This window comes from Kitasatospora sp. NPDC023176, from assembly GCF_055560495.1.
In genome coordinates this window covers 161,739-181,939 of sequence record NZ_JBVHIP010000008.1, presented here as the reverse complement: position 1 = coordinate 181,939, position 20,201 = coordinate 161,739, and the positions used below count along the sequence as shown (strand labels likewise).

Here is a 20,201-nt window from a genome sequence, read left to right as displayed (position 1 = left end):
TCGCCATCGTGGTCGCGGTCGCGGTCGTAGTCGTGGTCGTGGTCGTCGGTCAGCGGGAGGCCCGGGCGTGCCGGGCGAGGTGGCGCAGGGCCTCGGCGAACTCCTCGGCCGCCCGGCGCACATCGGCCGGGTGGTGGACGGCGGGGCGGTGGTGCCAGGTGAAGGCGAGGCGGCCGTGCTGGGCCGCGCCCACCACCTCCAGCGGGTGGGAGCCGCCGTCCCGGGGGTCGTGGTCCTGGCCGCAGGAGCCGAGTTCGGCGCGGACCAGGCCCTCGCCGGGGGCCTCGGGCCGGGCGTCCCACTGGCCGAGGTAGTTGAAGACCACCTGGCCCTGGTGGCCGGCGGCGAGGCGTTCGCGGACCTCGGGCGGGCCGAAGGTGCGCAGGGCGCCGTAGCCGAGGCCGTTGCCGGGCACGGCGCGCAGTTGGCGGCGGATCGACTTCACCAGGGCGCGCCAGTCCCGGTCGGCGCCGGGCTGTTCGGGGGCGGGGACGTCGAGGCCGACCGGGAAGACGGTGGTGAACCAGCCGACCGTGCGGGACAGGTCGACGCCCTCCAGCAGGTCCTCCCGGCCGTGGCCCTCCAGGTCCAGCCGGATCCGGTCCCGCCCCGTCCAGCGGGCCAGGGCCAGGGCGAGGGCGGCGAGCAGCACGTCGTTGACCCGGGTGCGGTAGGCGGCCGGGGCGGCGCGCAGCAGGGCCTCGGTGTCCGCCTCGTCGAGTTCCACGGTGACGGCGGCGGTCTCGGTGACGGACGCGGTCTCGGTGGCGGACCCGGTCTCGGCGCCGGCCGCGTCGGTGGAGCGGCCGGGGAGGTCGGCGTGGGTCGTCACCGCCTTTTCCCAGTACGGCAGTTCGTGGTCGAGTCCGCCCTCGGCGACGTGCGCGGCGAGCCGTTGGGCCCAGTCCCGGAAGGAGGTGCCGCGCTCCCCCAGGGTGATCGCGCCGCCCTGGCGGGCCTGGTGGTAGGCGCTCTCCAGGTCGTCGCGCAGCACCCGCCAGGAGACGGCGTCGATCACCAGGTGGTGGGCGACCAGGAGCAGCAGCGGCGGGCGGTCCGGTTCGCCGGTGAACAGGGCGGCGCGCAGCAGCGGGCCGTGGGCGAGGTCGAAGCCGCCGTGCAGGTCGTCGGCGGCCTTGGCGAGGGCGGCGTCGGCGGACTCGGCGGACTGGCCGGTCAGGTCGTGGTGGACGAGGAGGTCGTCGGTGCGGGCGGGCGGCGGGTTGAACTGGTGCCAGCCGGACTCGTCGTGGGTGAAGCGCATCCGCAGCGCGTCATGGTGGTCCAGCAGGGCGTCCAGGGCGGCGCGCAGGGCCTGGTGGTCCGGGTCGGGGCCGAGTTCCAGCAGGGCCGACTGGTTGAAGTGGTGGTGGGCGGCGCGCGGGGTGGTGAGGAACCACTCCTGGATCGGGGTCAGCGGCACCGCCCCGGTGACCGGGCCGTCGTCGGCGCGTTCGGGGGCGCCGCGCACCACGGTGGCGAGTTCGGCGACGGTCTGGTGGCTGAAGAGGTCCCGGGTGGCCAGGTGCAGGCCGTCCCGGCGCAGCCGGGACACCACCTGCATGCTGAGGATGGAGTCCCCGCCGAGCAGGAAGAAGTTGTCGTCGGCGCCGACCCGTTCGACGCCCAGGACGTCGGCCCAGATCCGGGCGATCCGGCGTTCGGTGTCGTTCCGCGGCGGGCGATGCGGGCCGGCCGCGGCCTGCACCGGGCCGGGGTCGGGCAGGGCCCGTCGGTCGGTCTTGCCGTTGGGGGTGAGCGGCAGCCGCTCCAGCGGGACGAAGACGGCCGGGACGAGGTGCGGCGGCAGTGACTCGGCGAGCTGGGCGCGCAGTTCGAGGGCGGTGCCGGCCGGGTCGAGGGCGGTGGCGGCCTGGTCCGCGGGGACGAGGTAGGCGACCAGCCGGCCGCCGCCGGGGGCGTCGGTGCGGACGGTGACGACGGCGTCGCGCACCAGCGGGCTGCGGCGCAGCGCGCTCTCGACCTCGCCCGGTTCGATCCGGAAGCCGCGCAGCTTGATCTGGTCGTCGGCGCGTCCGCAGTACCGGAGTTGGCCGTCGGCGTCGCGGCGGGCGAGGTCTCCGGTGCGGTACATCCGGTCGCCGGGCGGGCCGTACGGGTCGGGCAGGAAGCGCTGGGCGGTCAGGCCGGGGCGGCCGAGGTAGCCGCGGGCCAGGCCGGGGCCGGCCAGGTGGAGTTCGCCGGTGACGCCGGGCGGGACGGGGCGCAGGGCGGCGTCCAGGACGTAGACCCGGGTGGCGCCGCTGGGGTGGCCGATCGCGGGGGCGGCGCCGGTGCCCGGGGTGAGCGGGCCGGTCCAGGTGGCGACCACGGTGGCCTCGGTGGGGCCGTAGGAGTTGACCATCCGGCGGCCGGGGGCCCAGGTGTCGACCAGGTCGGCTGGGCAGGCCTCGGCACCGACGACCAGGGTGCGCAGTGCGGTCAGCGCGGCGGCGTTCTCCCGGTCCAGGGTGGCCAGGGCCGCCGGGGGGATCAGGGCGTGGCTGATCCGCCGCCCGGCCAGGGCTTCGGCGAGCCGTTCGCCGACCAGCGGGCCCTCCTCGCCGGTGACCAGGGCGGCGCCGCCGAGCAGGGAGATGCACAGTTCCAGGACGGAGGCGTCGAAGCTGGGCGAGGCGAACTGGAGCACTCGGTCGCCCGGGCCCACCGCGTACTGTGCGGCGGCGGCGGCCGCGAAGGCGGCGAGTCCGGCGTGGGTGACCAGGACGCCCTTGGGGGTGCCGGTGGAGCCGGAGGTGTAGACGGCGTACGCCGGGTGGCCGGGGGTGAGCGGGGTGGTGCGGTCGGCGTCGGTGGGGGCGGTGTCGGGGCCGTCGGCGGCCCAGACCTGGCCGGGGTCGTCGAGCAGCACGGTGGCGCCCGCGTCGCGGACCATGAACTCCCGCCGGCCGGCCGGGTAGTCCGGGTCCACCGGGAGGAAGGCGCCGCCGGCCTTGGCGACGGCGAGCTGGGCCACCACTGCGGCGGCCGAGCGGGGCAGGGCGACGGCGACCAGTCGCTCCGGGCCGACGCCGCGCCGGATCAGCCGGTGGGCCAGCCGGTTGGCGGCCCGGTCGAGTTCGGCGTAGCTCAGCTCGCGCTCGGTGTCGAGCAGGGCGGGTGCGTCGGGGGTGCGGGCCGCCTGCCGTTCGAACAGCGCGGGCAGGGTGGCCTCCGGCACCGGGGGGAAGTCGCCGCGGGCGCGGGCGAGTTCGGCGGCGAGCCGGTCGGGGCCGGCCAGCGGCAGGGCGCCGAGGGGGCACCGGGGGTCGTCGGCGACGGCGGTGAGCAGGGTGGTGAGCTGCTCGGCCATCCGTTCGGCGGTGGCCGGGTCGAAGAGGTCGGTGTTGTAGGTGAGGTGGCCGTGCAGCGTGTCGGGCCCGTCCTGGGCGAACTCCAGGACCAGGTCGAAGGCCGTCCGGGTGGTGTCGGTCTCGACGTCCGTCACCGCCAGTCCGGGCAGGTCGAGTTCGGCCGCCGGGGTGTTCTGGAGGACCACCAGGGTCTGGAAGAGCGGGCTGCGGCTGGTGTCGCGGACCGGCTGCACCTCGTCGACCACCCGCTCGAAGGGCACGTCCTGGTGGGCGAAGGCGTCCCGTACGGTCTGCCGCACCTCGGTGAGGAAGTCGCCGAAGGGCTGCCGGGGTTCGATCCGGGAGCGCAGCACCAGGGTGTTGACGAAGAAGCCGATCAGCCGTTGGGTCTCGGGGCGTTCGCGGCCGGCGGTGACGGTGCCGACGGCGATGTCCTGGTCGCCGCTGAGCCGGGCCAGGTAGGCCTGGGCGGCGGCGACCAGGGTGGTGAACAGGGTGGTGCCGCGCTCGCGGCCGATCCGGGCGAGCCGTCGGGCGGTGTCGGCGGGCACGGCCAACCGGACGGTGCCGCCGTTGCTGGTGCGCACCGTGGGCCGGGGCCGGTCGAGCGGCAGCCGGATCGGTTCGACGCCCGCCAACTGCTGCCGCCAGTAGCCGAGTTGGTCGTCCGCGGCACCTGCGGTGTGCTGCCAGTGGGCGTAGTCGGCGTACTGCACCGGCAGCGGCGCCAACGGGTGTTCGGCGGAGCCGAGTTCGGCGCGGTAGAGGTGGGCGAGGTCGGTGAGCAGCACGGCGGTGGACCAGCCGTCGGTGACGATGTGGTGCAGGGTCAGGGCCAGCACGTGGTCACGGTCGGCGAGCCGGACCAGCGCGGGGCGCAGCAGCGGGCCGCCGCGCAGGTCGAAGGGGCGGGCGCGTTCGGCGGTGAGCAGCCGGCGTAGGGCCGACTCCCGCTCCCGCTCCGGCAGTTCGGACAGGTCGTGGCGCGGCAGCGGCATCTCCCGCGGCGGGTGGACGAGCTGCACGCCCTGCCCGTCGACGCCGTCGAAGGTGGTGCGCAGCGACTCGTGCCGGGCGACCAGGGCGGTCAGGGCCGCTCCGAGCGCGTCGGGCTCCAGCGGGCCGCGCAGCCGCAGGGCGAGGGCGGTCACGTACTCGGCGCCGCCGGGCGCGAACTCCTCCAGGAACCAGAGGCGTTGCTGGGCGTAGGACATCGGCGCCGCGCCGTCGCGGGCGACCGGGAGGATGGGGGCGTCGGCCGCGCCCCCGGTCCGGCCGGTGAGCAGCCGGGCCAGCCCGGCCGGGGTCGGGTGGTCGAACACCGCGCGGGGCGTGAGTTCGGTGCCGAAGGCCTCGGTCAGCCGGGTGGCGAGCCGAATGCTGAGGATGGAGTCTCCGCCGAGTTCGAAGAAGCCGTCCGTCACCCCGGGCGGCCGGATGCCCAGCACCTCGGCGAAGACCTCGGCGGTGCGGCGTTCGGCCTCGGTGCGCGGTTCGATCCGCTCGGCGCGTCCGGCGGCGTGTGCCCGGTCGGGCGCGGGGAGGGCGGCCCGGTCGACCTTGCCGTTGCGGCTCAGCGGGAGGGCGGCGAGCGGGACGACGTCGGCGGGGACGAGGTAGTCGGGCAGGGTGCGGGCGGCGAAGGCCCGCAGGTCCTCGGGGTCGACGGCGCCGACCACGTAGGCGGCCAGCCGGCGGGCGCCGGGCCGGTCGGTCCGGGCGACCACGGCGACGTCGGTGACCCCGGGGTGGGCGGCGAGCGCGGCCTCCACCTCGGCGGGCTCGACCCGGAAGCCGCGGATCTTCACCTGGTCGTCGGCGCGGCCGAGGAACTCGACGGTGCCGTCGGGGCGGCGCCGGGCCAGGTCCCCGGTGCGGTACATCCGGGCGCCGGGCGGGCCGTACGGGTCGGCGAGGAAGCGGGCGGCGGTCGCGCCGGGCCGGCCGAGGTAGCCGCGGGCCACGCCTTCGCCGGCCAGGTAGAGCTCGCCCGCGCAGCCCGGCGGGACGGGCCGCAGCCGGCCGTCCAGGACGTGGATGCGGCGGTCGTCCAGCGGACGGCCGATCGGCAGGGTGTCGGGCACCGCGGCCGGGTCGGTGAGTTCGTGGGCGGTGGCGAAGGTGGTGGTCTCGGTGGGGCCGTAGCCGTCCACCACGGTCAGCCCGGGGCAGGCGGTCAGCACCTGGCGCACGGCGGCGGCGGGCACCACGTCCCCGCCGGTCCACAGCGTCCGCAGGCCGGCGAAGCAGTCCGGCGCGTCCTGGGCGAGCAGCCGGAACAGTCCGGCGGTGAGCCAGAGCGCGGTCGGCCCCTCCGGGCCGGCCAGGCGGCGCAGCAGGGCGGCGTCCACCGGTCCGGCGGGGGCGACCAGGACGCAGCCGCCGGTCAGCAGCGGGGCCCAGACCTCGAAGGTGGCGGCGTCGAAGGCCACCGGGGAGTGCAGCAGCACCCGGGCGCAGCGGCCGTCGGCGAAGCGGCTGTCGGTGGCGAGCGAGGCGATGTCGCGGTGCCGGACGGCCACGGCCTTGGGCTCGCCGGTGGAACCGGAGGTGTGCATCACGTACGCCAGCCGGTCGGGGTCGGCGGGCGGCAGCTGCCGGGGCGCCGGGTCGGTGCGGGCGGCGGCGATGTCCGGGGCGGTGAGCCGCAGGGCGGCGCCGGCCCGGCTGCCCAGGGTGCGGCGGCGTTCCTCGGGGGCCCGCAGGTCGACGGGCAGGTAGGCGCCGCCCGCCTTGAGGACGGCGAGTTGGGCGACGACCAGGGCGGTCGAGCGCTCCAGCTCCAGCGCGACCCGCCCCTCGGGCGCCAGGCCCTCGGCGAGCAGCCGGGCGGCGAGGCGGTCGGACCACGCGTCGAGCTGCCGGTAGGTCAGCCGGTGTTCGCCCTCGCGCACCGCGGGGGCGTCGGGGGTGCGCCGGACGTGCTCGGCGAGGACGGTCAGCGGGCTGCGGGGCTCGGCCCGGCGGGCGGTGGGGTGCCAGTCGGCGAGCAGTTCGCGGTCGGCGGGGGTGAGCGGCTCCAGGGCGTCCAGGTCGCGGCTGTCGGCCAGGGCTTCGGCGAGGCCGGTGAGCAGCAGGGCGAACCGGTCGGCGGCATCCCGGGCCGTCCGGTGGTCGAACAGGGCGGGGTCGTAGGCCAGGTCGAAGCCGAGCCGCTCGCCCAGGTGGGCGCGCAGGCACCAGGGGTAGGTGGTGGCGTCGTCGGCGCGCACCTCGGCCACCCGGACGCCGGTGCGGGTGGCGGCCGACTCGTCCACGGGGTAGTTCTCGAAGACCAGCATGCTGTCGAACAGCGGCTCCCCGGCTGGCAGTTCGCTCAGCGCCTGGATCCGGGGCAGCGCCAGGTGGTCGAAGCCGCGGGCCTCGCTCTGGCGGTCCTGGAGGTTCCGCAGCCAGGGCAGCACACCGCCGGCGGCGACGCGGACCCGGGTGGGCACGGTGTTGATGAACAGGCCGATCATCGACTCGACGCCGGGCAGTTCGGCCGGGCGCCCGGACACGGTGGTGCCGAAGACCACGTCCTCGCCGCCGCCGTGGCGGGCCAGCAGCAGCGCCCAGGCGCCCTCCACCAGGGTGTTGACGGTCAGTCCGGCGGCGGCGGCCCGTTCGCGCAGCCGGTGGGAGAGCGGCTCGGCCAGTTCGCGGTGGACGGCGGCGGTGGAGCGGGCCCGGTGGGCCTCGGCCGGCCGGCGGTCGTACGGGAGCGGGGTGCGGGCGGTGAACCCGGCCAGGGCGGTGCTCCAGTGGGCCTCGGCGGCCGCGCCGTCCTGTTCGCGCAGCCAGCCGAGGAAGTCCGCGAACGGCCGCCGCACCGCCCGGGGCGCCTGCGGCCCGCCGGTGAGTGCGGCGTACTCCTCGCAGACCTCGGTGAGCAGCAGCCCGGTGCTCCAGCCGTCCAGGATCAGGTGGTGGGTGGACCACAGCAGCAGCACCTCCTCGCCGGGCAGGGCGGCGAGGGTGAGCCGGGTGAGCGGCGCGGTGCCGAGGTCCATCGGGGTGGCGCGTTCCTCGGCGAGCAGCCGCTCGGTCTCGGCGGCGAGGTGCTCCGGCGCCGCCGGGGCCGGGTCGAGGTGGCCCGGGTCGAGGTGGCCCGGGTCGAGGTGGCCCGGGTCGAGGTGGCGCAGGTCGAGGTGGCGCACGGGCAGGGCGGCCTGCCGGGCGACCACCTGGACGGGGTGCGGCAGGCCGCGCCAGTGCACGGCGGAGCGCAGTGCCGGGGTGCGGTCGGCGACGTGCTGCCAGGCGGCGGCGAAGGCCCGCGGGTCGGCGACCCCGGCCAGGCGTACGGCGATCCGGTCGACGTAGGCGCCGTCGGTGTCGACCAGGCCGTGGAAGAGCATCCCGGACTGCAGCGGGGTCAGCGGCAGCACGTCCTCGACGGCGCGGCCGTCGCCGACCAGTCGGTCCAGTCGGGTCTGGTCGAGGCCGGCCAGCGGGAAGTCGGACGGGGTGCGGCCGCCGGCGTCGGGGCGGGCGCAGTGCTCGGCCAGCTCGTGCAGGGCGGTGCGCATCTCCTCGGCGAGGCCGCGGACGGTGGTCTCGTCGTAGATCGCGGCGGGGTAGGTCCAGCCCAGTTCGAGGCGGCCGTCCTGGACCGCCCCGGTGACCTCCAGCAGGTAGGGGCGCGGCTCGTCCGGGTCGGTGTCGCGCCCGGCCGGGGGCAGCGGGCCGCGGACCAGGCCGTCGGCGCCGCCGCGGGTGTCGAAGCGGCCGTGGTAGTTGAAGCCGACCCGGGGCGTGGCGCCGCCGGCCGGCGGGCCGTCGGGGTGGAGGTGGCGCAGGGCGCCGTGGCTGAGGCCGCGCAGCGGGACAGCGCGCAGCTGTTCCTTGACGGCGCGCAGGGTGTCGTGCCAGCCGGCCGCCGGGTCGACGCGCAGGGCGAGCGGGAACTCGGCGGTGAACCAGCCGACCGTCCGGGAGAGGTCCAGGCCGGCGAAGAGGTCCTCGCGGCCGTGCCCCTCCATGCCGATGAGCACCTCGCGGCGGCCGCACCAGCGGGCCAGGGTGCGGCCCAGCGCGCTGAGCAGCACGTCGTTGACCTGGGTGCGGTAGGCGGCGGGCGCCCCGCGCAGCAGGGCCTCGGTGGTCGCGTGGTCCAGGGTGACGGTGACGGTGGCGGCGGTGGCCTGGGTGTTGGCGCCGGGGCGTCCGGCGGGCAGGTCGGCCGGGGCGGCGCCGGTGCGCGTCCAGTACTCGGCGTGGGCGTCCAGGGCGCCGGCGCGCGTGTGCCGTTCCAGTCGGGCGGCCCAGTGGCCGTGGGAGGTGCCCGCCGGCGGCAGTTCGATCGCGCCGCCGGACCGGGCGGTGCGGTAGGCGGTTTCCAGGTCGGCCAGCAGGATCCGCCAGGAGACCCCGTCGACGGCCAGGTGGTGGACGGTGAGGACGAGTTGGCCGGGCCGGTGCCCGCCGCGGTCGAAGTACAGGGCGCGCACGACGCGGCCCGCGACCGGGTCCAGCGAGCGCTGGGCCTCGTCGGTGGCGCGCTGGACCTCGGCCTCCAGGGCGGCCGGGTCCAGGCCGGCCGCCGGGTGGTGGGTGAACAGGCCGTCCGGCAGCCGGTCCCGCACCTCCTGGCGCCAGCCGGTCTCGCCGTGCCGGAAGCGGGTGCGCAGCGCGGGGTGGTGGCGGACCAGGGCGTGGACGGCGCCGTCCAGGGCCGCCGGGTCGGTGCCGGGGGCCAGTTCCAGGCGCTGGGTCATGGTGAAGCGCAGGGCGTCGCCGGGGCGGCGGGCGTCCAGGTACCAGTGCTGGATCGGGGTGAGCGGCGCCTCGTCGGGCTCCGGGCCGATGTCCTGAGTGTCCGTCACATCGCCGACGCGCAGCGCGAGTTTGGCCACGCTCTGGTGCCGGAAGACGTCCTTGGTGGTGAGCGCGAGTCCGGCGGCGCGGGCCCGGGAGACGATCTGGATGCTCAGGATGGAGTCGCCGCCGAGCGCGAAGAAGTTGTCCCGGGCGCCGACCCGCGGCACCCCGAGCACCTCGGCCCAGATCGCGGCGAGCCGCTCCTCGGTGCCGGGCCGGGGGGCGACGTACGGGGTGGCGTCGTCGGGCTGGGCGGGCGGCGCGGGCAGGGCGCGCCGGTCGGTCTTGCCGCTGGTGGTGCGCGGGATCCGGGCCAGCGGGACGAAGGCGGCGGGCACCAGGTGGTCGGGCAGGGTGCGCCGCAGCCAGGCCCGCAGCTCCTCGGCGGGCGGCACCCGGTCGGCGGCCGGCACCGGGTAGCCGACCAGCATGGTGCGCCCGGCGTGCTCGCGCGCGGCCACCGCGCAGTCGGCGAGGTCCGGGTGGGCCAGCAGGGCGGCCTCCACTTCGCCGGGCTCGATCCGGAAACCGCGGATCTTGAGCTGTTCGTCGGCCCGGCCGAGGAAGTCCAGCTGCCCGTGGGCGTCCCAGCGGGCGAGGTCGCCGGTGCGGTACATCCGGGCGCCGGGCGGGCCGTACGGGTCGGAGAGGAAGCGGGTGGCGGTCAGTCCGGGCCGGTTGAGGTAGCCGCGGGCGACCTGGGCGCCGGCCAGGTACAGCTCCCCCGGCATCCCGGGCGGCACCGGGCGCAGCGCGCCGTCCAGCAGGTAGGCGCTGAGGCCCCGGCCGGGGCGGCCGATGACGGGGCGGTCGGGGTGGTCGGCGCAGCGGGCGTAGGTGGCGTCGACGGTGCACTCGGTGGGCCCGTACACGTTGTAGGCGGTGACGCCGAGTTCGGCGCGCGCGGCGCCGAGCCGGCGCCAGGTGGCGGCGGGGACGGCCTCGCCGCCGACCAGCAGCAGCCGTGGGTGGTGGCGGCCGGGGGCGAGGAGCCCGGCGGCGGTGAGTTCACGCAGGAAGGACGGGGTGACGTTGACCAGGTCGAGCCGGCGCTCGGCGACCTGGGCGCAGAAGGCCTGCGGGTCCAGCCGGACGTCCTCGTCGACCAGGTGGAGTTCCTGGCCGAGGGCGAGCAGCAGCGGGCCCTCCCAGCTGGTGTCGAAGGAGAAGGAGGCGCTGAGCGCGATCCGCAGCCGCTCGCCGTCGGCGGTGTGCGGGGCGAGCAGGCCGAGCCGGTGGTCGCGGCAGAGGTTGACCAGCTGGCGGTGTTCGACGGCCACGCCCTTGGGGCGGCCGGTGGAGCCGGAGGTGAAGACGACGTAGGCGGTGTGCTGCGGCAGCAGCGGGGAGGTGCGGTCGGCGTCGGCGAGGTCGTGGTCGGGCAGCGCCTGCCAGGGCGTGTCGCGCAGGGTGTGCTCGGTGAGCAGGGTCTGCGGGCGGGCGTCCTCCAGCAGCAGGGCGGCCCGTTCCGCGGGCAGGTCCGGGTCGACGAAGAGCAGCGCGGCGCCGGCCTTGAGCACCGCGAACAGCGCCACCACCAGTTCGGAGGTGCGCGGCAGCCGGACGGCGACCAGCCGCTCGGGGCCGGCGCCGAGGGCGACCAGGTGGCGGGCCAGCCGGTTGGCCCGGGCGTTGAGGGTGGCGAAGTCGAGGGTGGTGTCCCGGGCGACCAGGGCGGTGGTGTGCGGGGTGCGGGCGGCCTGGGCCTCGAACAGGGCGGTGAAGGTGGTGTCCGGCGCGGCGGGCAGCGGTTCGCCGCGGCCCTGCCGCACCGTCCGCTCGCGTTCCTCGGCGGTCATCAGCGGCAGGGCGCCGACCGGTGCGCCCGGGTCCTCCGCGACGGCCGTCAGCAGGACGGTCAGCCAGCCGGCCAGCCGCTCGGCGGTGCAAGCGTCGAACAGCCCGGTGCTGTACTCCAGGTGGCCGGTGAGGCCGCCGTCGCGCTCGACGAAGTCGAAGGAGAGGTCGAAGGTGGCGCCCCGCACCGGCGGGGTGACCGGCTCCGCCACCAGGCCGGGCAGCCGGGGCGCCTCGGCGCCGAGGTTGTGCAGGGCCACCATCACCTGGAACAGCGGGGTGCGGCTGGTGTCCCGCTCCGGCTGGAGGGCGTCCACCAGCCGTTCGAAGGGCACCTCCTGGTGGGCCAGGGCGTCGAGCAGGGTGTCGCGGGCCTCGGTCAGCAGCTCGCGGAACGGCGCCTGCGGGCGGACGTGGCCGCGCAGCACCAGGGTGTTGACGAACATGCCGACCACGTCGTGGAGTTCGCCCTGCTCCCGGCCGGAGGTGACGGTGCCGACGGCGAAGTCCCGCTGCCCGGACCAGCGGGCCAGCAGTACCTGGCAGGCCGCCAGCAGCACGGTGTAGAGGGTGCCGTCGGCCTCCCGGGCGCGGTCGCGCAGCCGGGCGGTCAGGGCGGCGGGCAGGGTGAAGGTGACCAGCGCGCCGCCGGTGGTGCGGACGGCCGGGCGGGGCCGGTCGGTGGGCAGGTCCAGCGGCGGCAGCTCGGCCAGCACCCGGCGCCAGTGGTCGAGGCCGTCCTCGGCGTGCTCGTCGCGGGCGCGCTGCCAGCTGGCGAAGTCGGTGTAGCGGACGGGCAGTTCGGGCAGTTCGGGGCGGCGGCCGGCGAGCGCGGCGGCGTACAGTTCGGCGAGGTCTCGGCCGAGCACGCCGAGGGACCAGCCGTCGGTGGCGATGTGGTGCACCGCCAGGGCGAGCAGGTGTTCGTCCTCGGCGAGCCGGGCCAGCCGGGCGCGCAGCAGCGGGCCGGTGGCGAGGTCGAAGGGGGTGGCGGCGATCCGCTCCAGCAGCGCGTCCACCTCGGCCGGGTCGAGGTCCTCGCAGGGCAGTTCGACCGGGTACGGCGGGCGCACCACCTGGCGGGCCCGGCCGTCGCGTTCGGCGAAGGTGGTGCGCAGCGCCTCGTGCCGTTCGACCAGGGCGTCCAGGGCCAGGCCCAGCGCGTCCCGGTCGAGCGTTCCGCGCAGCCGCAGCACCGACAGGGTGGTGTAGTCGGTGCCGCCCGGCTCGAACCGGTCCAGGAACCAGAGCCGCTGCTGGGCGTACGACAGCGGCGGTTCGGCGTCCCGGTCCCGGACCACCGGGATGACGGCCGGGCCGGCGGCTCCGACGGGCTCCCCGAGCGCCTCGGCCAGGTCGGCCAGCACGGGGTGGCTGAACAGCAGCCGGGGCGTCAGGTCCGCCCGTCCGAAGGCCTCGCGCAGCCGGGCGGTGGCCCGGACGGCGAGGATGGAGTCGCCGCCGAGGGCGAAGAAGTCGTCCTGGGCGGCGACCTCGGCGGTGTCCAGCACCGCCGCCCAGGCCGCCGCCACCAGGTGCTCGGCCCGGGTCCGCGGCGCGGTACGGTCCTGGCCGGCCGCGCTCGCGTAGCCGTCCGGGCCGGGGGCGGGCAGCGCCCGCCGGTCGAGCTTGCCGTTGGGGGTGAGCGGCAGGGCCGCCATCGGGACGTAGGCGGCGGGCACCAGGTAGGCGGGCAGCAGCCGTTCCAGGTGGGCGCGCAGTTCGGCGGCGGACGGCGGCTGGGCCGTACCCTCCCCGGCGACGACGTGGGCCACCAGCCGGCGGGTGCCGGCGGCGTCCTGGTGGACGCCCACGGCGGCCTGGCCGACGCCGGGGTGGGTGTGCAGGGCGGCCTCGATCTCGCCGGGCTCGATCCGGAAGCCGCGGATCTTGACCTGCTGGTCGGCCCGGCCCAGGTAGTGCAGGGTGCCGTCGGTGAGCCACCGGGCCCGGTCGCCGGTGCGGTACATCCGGGTGCCGGGGGCGCCGAAGGGGTCGGCGAGGAAGCGGGCGGCGGTGAGGCCCGGGCGGTTCAGGTAGCCGCGGGCCAGGCCCTCCCCCGCCACGTACAGCTCGCCCACCGCGCCCGGGGGGACGGGTGCGAGGTCGCCGTCCAGCAGGTACAGCCGCAGGTCGGCCAGGGCATCGCCGATCGGGGCCGGGCCGCCCGCGGCGGCGGTGGCGCGGTCCAGCAGGGCGTGGGTGACGTGCACGGTGGTCTCGGTGATGCCGTACATGTTGACCAGGCGGGGCGCGTCCTGGGGGTGGCGGGCGTACCAGTCGGTGAGCCGGGTGACGTCCAGCGCCTCGCCGCCGAAGACCACCGTGCGCAGCGCCAACCGCCGTGACGGCTCCGGGTGTTCGGCGTCGGCCCGGACCAGCGGGTGGAACGCGGACGGAGTCTGGCTGAGCACCGTGACGCCCTCGTCGGCGAGCAGCCGCAGGAACTCCTCCGGGGAGCGGGCGGTGTCGCCCGGCACCACGACCAGCCGGCCGCCGTGCAGCAGCGGGCCCCACAGCTCCCAGACCGAGAAGTCGAAGGTGTAGGAGTGGAACAGCGTCCAGACGTCCCGCGGGCCGAAGTCGAGGAGTTCCCGGGTGTGCCGGAACAGCCGGACCACGTTGGCGTGCGGCACCACCACGCCCTTGGGGCGGCCGGTGGAGCCGGAGGTGTAGATGGCGTAGGCGGGGCTGTCGGGCAGCGGGCGGTGGCGGGGGCCGAGCGGGGCGGCCGGGCGGCGGGCCAGGTCGGCGCGGACCGCCGGGTCGTCCAGGGCGACCACCGGGACGTCGATGCCGTCGGGAGTGAGGGTCACCAGGGCCACCGGGGCGGCGTCGCCGAGCAGTTCGGCCCGGCGTCCGGCGGGCAGGTCCGGGTCGAGCGGGAGGTAGGCCGCGCCGGTCTTGAGGACGGCGAGCACGGCCACCACCAGTTCGGCCGTCCGGGGCAGCGCGATGGCGACGAACTGCTCGGGCCCGGCGCCGAGTTCGGCCAGCCGGTGGGCGAGCCGGGTGGCCCGGGCGTCCAGGGTGGCGTAGTCGAGGTGCTCGGTGCCGCAGGTGACGGCCTCGGCGTGCGGGGTGCGGGCGGCCTGGGCCTCGAACAGGTCGACCAGGGTGTGCTCGGGCCGGCCGTGGGCGGTGCCGTTGCCTGTGGCGCGCCCGGCTACGTTCCCGGCGGCGTTTCCGGTGGCGTCCCCGGCGGCGTTCCCGGCGGCGTTCCCGGCGGCGGGCAGCTGCCGGCGCTCCTCCGGGGTGGTCCAGGCCAGTTCGCGCAGCGGGCGGTCCAGGCCGCCGCCCAGCTCGGTGAGCAGCAGGCAGAGCCGCCCGGCGAGGGCGCGGACGGTCGCGGCGTCGAACAGCCCCGGGTCGTAGGCGAGGTCGAAGCCGAGCCGCTCCCCCTGGTAGGCCCGCAGCACCAGCGGGAAGTTGGTGGCGTCCCGGGAGTCCACCTCGACCAGCCGCACCCCGGTGCCGGCCGCGCGGGCGTCGTCGAAGGGGTAGTTCTCGAAGGCGACGATGCTGTCGAACAGCGCGCTGCCGGACGGCACGTCGCTGTAGCCGGTGAGTTCGGCGAGGGAGACGGCGGCGTGCCGCCGGGCCTCGGCCTGGCTCTCCTGCAGCTCGCGCAGCCAGTCGGCGGCGATGCGCCCGCTCTCCACCCGGACCCGGGTGGGCAGGGTGTTGATGAACATGCCGATCATCGACTCGACGCCGGGCAGCTCCTCGGGGCGGCCGGAGACCGTCGTCCCGAACAGCACGTCCGGCTCGCCGGCGTACCGGGCGAGCAGCAGCGCCCAGGCGCCCTGCACCACGGTGCCGAGGGTGAGTCCGGCCCGGCGGGCGGTGGCGGCCAGCCGCTCGGAGGCCTGCTCGGAGAGCCCGGCCCGGTGGCTGCCGGCCGAGCGGGCCCGGTGGGCCCCGCGCCGGACGCGGTCGGCGGGCAGCGGGGTGGCGCCGGCGAAGCCCGCCAGCACGCCCTGCCAGTGCGCCCGGGCGGCCCCGGTGTCCTGCCCGGCCAGCCAGCGCACGTAGTCGCCGAAGGGCCGGCGCACCGCCGGGGTGGGCGCGGCGCCGCTGGTGAGGGCGGCGTACTCCTCGAACACCTCGGTGAGCACCTGGGCGAGGCTCCAGCCGTCCAGGATCAGGTGGTGGGAGGTCCAGAGCAGTTGCAGCCGGGCCTCGGGCAGCCGGACCAGGGTGAGCCTGGTCAGCGGGGCGGTGGCGATGTCCAGGCCCTGGGCGAGGTCCTCGGTGCGCAGCCGGGCCAGCCGCTCGGCGCGCTGCCCCGGGTCGAGCGCCCGCAGGTCGAGCTGGGTGACGGGCAGCCGGACGCCGCGGCGCACCAGTTGCAGCGGGGCGGGGACGCCCTCCCAGACCACCGAGGTGCGCAGCGCGGGCGTGCGGTCGGTGACCCGCTGCCAGGCAAGGGCGAGCACGTGCGGGTCGCCGACGCCGTCCAGCAGCAGCGCGGCCTGGTCCAGGTAGACGTCGTCGGGGCCGCCGACCAGGCGGTGGAAGAGCATGCCCTCCTGGAGCGGGGTGAGCGGCAGCAGGTCCTCGACGTCCCGGCCGTCGCCGACGATCCGGTCCACGGCGGCCTGGTCCAGCCCGGCCAGCGGGTAGTCGGAGGGGGTGCGGCCGCCGGTGCCGGGGGCGGTGCAGTGCTCGACCAGGGCGGACAGCGCGGCGGCGGTGGCCTCGGCGAGGGCGCGGACGGTGGCGGCCTGGTGCACCTGGTCGCTGTAGTGCCAGGTGAGTTCCAGCTCGCCGTCGGCGACCACGGCGGAGACGTCCAGCAGGTGGTCCAGCGCTTCCCCGGGGGCGAGGTCCCGGCCGGGTGGCGGACCGGCGGGGGCGAAGTCGCCGTCGGCGGGGGCCGTCCACTGGCCGTGGTAGTTGAAGCAGACCTGGGGCAGCGGGACGTCCCGCAGGGCGCGGGCGGCCGGGTCGCCCGCGCGCAGCCGGGCCAGCGCCTCGTAGCTGAGGCCCCGGTGGGGGACGTGCCGCAGCGCCTCCTTGACCCGCTTGAGCGTGCCGGCCCAGTCGGGGGCGTCGGCCGGGCCGGCGGGGGCGAGGGTGACGGGGTACTGGGTGGTGAACCAGCCGACCGTACGGGCGAGGTCGACGCCGTCGACCAGTTCCTCGCGGCCGTGGCCCTCCAGGGCGACGGTCACCCGCTCGGCGCCGGTCCAGTCGGCGAGGGCCCGGCCGAGGGCGCTGAGCAGCACGTCGTTGACCTGGGTGCGGTACGCCTCGGGGGCCTTGCGCAGCAGGGCCTCGGTGGTGGCGCGGTCCAGCCGGGTGCGCAGGGTGCGGACGGAGCCGGCCGTCGGGGTGCCGGGGAGGTCGACGGGCAGCGGGCGGGCGGGCTGCCGGGCCTGGGCCGTCCAGTACGGCAGGGCCTGGTCGAGGGCGCCGGCCCGGACGTGGTCGGAGAGTCGGTGGGCCCAGTCGGTGAACGGGGTGTGCTCGGGCTCCAGTCGGGGCGTCGCGCCGGACTCGGCCTGACGGTAGGCCCGTTCGAGGTCGGCGAGCAGCACCCGCCAGGAGACGCTGTCCACGGCCAGGTGGTGCGCGGTCAGCAGGAGTTGGGGCCTGGCGTCGACGGGCGCGGGGAACAGGACGGCGCGCAGCAGGGCGCCGGTGGCCGGATCCAGGGCGGCGCGGGCGGCGTCGGCGGCCTCGGCCCGGTCGGCGGCCGGGTCGGCTCTGCTCAGCAGTGCGGCGTCCGGGGTGTCCACCGGCTGCTGCCGCCAGGAGTCGCCGTCGCGGGTGAAGCGGGTGCGCAGCGCCGGGTGGGCGTCGACCAGCGCCCGCAGCGCCGACTCCAGGGCGGGCACGTCGAGTCGGCGCGGCAGGTCCAGCAGCATCGACATGGTGAAGTGGCGCAGCGGGCCGTGGGCGGCGAGGAACCACTCCTGGACCGGGGTGAGCGGGGCCGGGCCGTCCGTTCGAGCCGGCGCCGGGGCGGGAGCGGGGACGGTGGCCGGGCGGGCGGCGGCGGCCAGGTCGGCGACGGTCTGGTGGCGGAAGACGTCCTGGGAGCCGATCCGCAGGCCGGCCGCGCGGGCCCGGGAGACGGCCTGGATGCTCAGGATGGAGTCGCCGCCGAGTTCGAAGAAGTTGTCGGTGACGCCGACCCTGGGCACGCCCAGCACCTCGGCCCAGATCCCGGCCAGGGTCTGCTCGTCGGGGGTCCGCGGGGCGACGAACTCGCCGTCCCGGTCGTCGGTCCGGGGGGCGGGCAGGGCGCGGCGGTCCAGCTTGCCGCTGGTGGTGAGCGGCAGGGCGTCCAGCGCGGTGAAGGAGGAGGGCACCAGGTGGTCGGGCAGCACCCGGCGCAGGGCGGCCCGCAGCTCGGCGCCGGGGCGGGCGGCGCCGTCGGCGAACACCAGGTAGGCGGCCAGTCGGGTGTGGCCGTGGGCGTCGGGCCCGGCGACGACGGCGGCCGCCGTGACCTCGGGCAGGTCGAGCAGCGCCGCCTCGATCTCGCCCGGTTCGATCCGGTGGCCGCGCACCTTGACCTGGTCGTCGGCGCGCCCGAGGTACTCCAGCCGCCCGTCGGCCGTCCAGCGGGCGAGGTCGCCGGTGCGGTACATCCGGGCGCCGGGCGGGCCGTACGGGTCGGCGGTGAACCGGGCCGCGGTGAGGCCGGGGCGGCCCAGGTAGCCGCGGGCGAGCTGTTCGCCGGCCAGGTGGAGCTGGCCGCTGACCCCGGGCGGCACCGGCTGGAGCCGGTCGTCCAGGACGTACGCGCGCAGGTTGGGCAGCGGGCGGCCGACCAGCGGGCGGTCCTCGGCCGCGATCCGGCAGGCCAGGGCGTCGACGGTGCACTCGGTGGGGCCGTAGTAGTTGTACGCGGCGGTCTCCGGGTGCGCGGCGAGTTCGCGCCAGAGCCGGGGCCCGACGGCCTCGCCGCCGAGCATCAGCACCCGGGGGCGGTGCCGGGGGTCGTCCAGCAGTCCGGCGGGCAGCAGTTGGCGCAGGTAGGACGGGGTGAGGTCGAGGAAGTCGATGCGGTGGCGCACCACGTACTCGACCAGGGCGGCCGGGTCCATCCGGGTGGTCTCGTCCACCAGGTGCAGCGGGTGGCCGTCGGCCAGCAGCAGCACGCCCTCCAGGGAGGTGTCGAAGGAGAACGAGGCGGTCAGCGCGACTCGCAGCGGGCCGCCGCCGGCGTCGGCGACGAAGCCGGCCCGGTGGGCGGCGAGCAGGTTGACCAGGGCGCTGTGCGGCACGGCGACGCCCTTGGGGCGGCCGGTGGAGCCGGAGGTGTGGAGCACGTAGGCGGTGTTCGCGGGGTGCAGCGGGCTGGTGCGGTCGGCGTCGGTGGGGTCGGCGTCCGTACGGTCGGTGCCCGTGGGGTCGGTGACCGTACGGTCGGTGCCCGTGGGGTCGGTGCCCGTGGGGTCGGCGTCCGGGCCGTCGGCGGGCGCGCGCAGCGTCGCCTCGTCCAGGACGAGGGCCGGGCGGGCGTCCGCCAGCAGGAAGCGGACGCGCTCGGCGGGCAGCGCCCGGTCCAGCGGCAGGTAGCCGGCGCCGGTCTTCCAGACGGCGAGGATCGCGGTGATCATGTCGGCGGTGCGCGGCAGGTGCAGGGCGACCAGCCGTTCGGGGCCGATGCCCCGGGCGATCAGCCGGTGGGCGAGCCGGTTGGCGCGGGTGTTGAGCTCGGCGTAGCTCAGCTGCTCGCCGCCGGCGTACAGGGCCGGGGCGTCGGGGGTCAGGGCGGCCCGGCGCTGGAACAGTTCGGTGTGGGTGGCGGGCTCGACCGGGAGGACGGTGGCGTTCCAGCCGTGGGTGAGCTGCCGGGCCTGCTCCGGGGAGAGCAGCGGGAGGGTGCCGAGCGGGCGGTCCGGTTCGGCGGCGGCGCCGGTCAGCAGCCGCAGCAGCTGGTCGGCGGCGCGGCGGGCGGTGGCCGGGTCGAAGAGGTCGGCGCGGTACTCCAGCAGGCCGGTGAGCGCCTCGCCGTCCGGCCCCTCGGGGACGAACTCCACGCTCAGGTCGAAGGTGGCGGCCTGCCGGGGCACCGCCACCGGGGAGACCGTCGTGCCGGCCGGGGCGGCGGCCGTGGGCGGGGCGGGGTGCAGCAGCACCAGCACGTCGAACAGCGGGTTGCGGCCGGCCTCGCGGGGCGCGGCCACCGCCTCGACGATCCGCTCGAAGGGGGTGTCGCCGTGGGCGAGCGCGTCGTTGCCGGTCTCGGTGGCGGCGGCCAGCAGCTCGCGGAAGCCGCCGGCCGGGTCGACCCGGGTGCGCAGGACCACCGTGTTGACGAAGCAGCCGACGGCCCGCTCCAGTTCGGTGCGGGTGCGGCCGGGCGTCAGCGAGCCGACGGTGACGTCCTGCTGCCCGGACCAGCGGGCCAGCAGCGCCTGGACGCCGGCCACCAGGGCGGTGTTCAGGGTGCCGTGCTGTTCGGCGGCCAGCTCGCGCAGCCGGGCGGTGAGCGCGGCGGGCACGGTGAAGGTGTGGACGGCGCCGGGGCCGGCCTCCTCGCCGCGCCGGGGGTGGTCCAGCGGCAGCTCGGGCGGCACGGATCCGGCCAGTTTCGCCTTCCAGTGGGCGAGTTGGGCGTCCAGCCGGTCGCCGGAGAGCTGCTCGCGCTGCCAGGCCGCGAAGTCCGGGTACTGGACCGGGACGGGCCCTGGCTCCGGTGCGGCGCCGCGGGCCAGCGCCTCGTGGGCGGTGCACAGTTCGTCCAGGATGACGCCCATCGACCAGCCGTCGGTGACGATGTGGTGCGCGGTCAGCTGGAGGACGTGGGAGTGCTCCGACTCGCGGACCAGCAGGGCGCGCAGCAGCGGGCCGTGCGCCAGGTCGAAAGGGCGGGAGTACTCGGCGAGCAGGACGGCGTCGAGGGTGCCCTGTTCGGCCTGCTCGCGGATCTCCCGGACGGGCAGCGGCACCGGCCCGGCCGGCCGTACGGTCGGCACCGGGCGGCCGTCGGCCTCCTCGAAGACCGTCCGCAGCGCCTCGTGCCGGGCCACCACGGCGGTCAGCGCCCCGGCGAGGGCCGTACGGTCCAGCGGCCCGGTGAAGCGGACGGCGAGCGCGCTGTTGTAGCGCGGGTCGCCGGGCCGCAGCCGGTCCAGGAACCACAGGCGCTGCTGGACGGAGGACGGCGGCAGCGGCTGGTCGCGGTCGGCGCGCGGGATGCCGGCCGCGGTGGCGCCGGACCGTCCGGCCAGCCGGAGCCGGAGCGCTTCCCGCAGGTCGGCGGGCAGCGCGGCCGCGCGGTCTCGCTTCGAAGGCGTCGAAGGCGTCGAAGGCGTCATGGTCGTC

Annotated in this window: 1 protein-coding gene; it reads right to left on the bottom strand. The window is 77.1% G+C overall.

What is annotated here, in order from left to right:
• Positions 1-49: 49 nt before the first annotated feature.
• On the bottom strand, positions 50-20,194 hold the full coding sequence (locus tag ACZ3YL_RS14745; protein WP_465657510.1) for a non-ribosomal peptide synthase/polyketide synthase: 20,145 nt from the start codon (positions 20,192-20,194) through the stop codon (positions 50-52).
• Positions 20,195-20,201 lie beyond the last annotated feature (7 nt).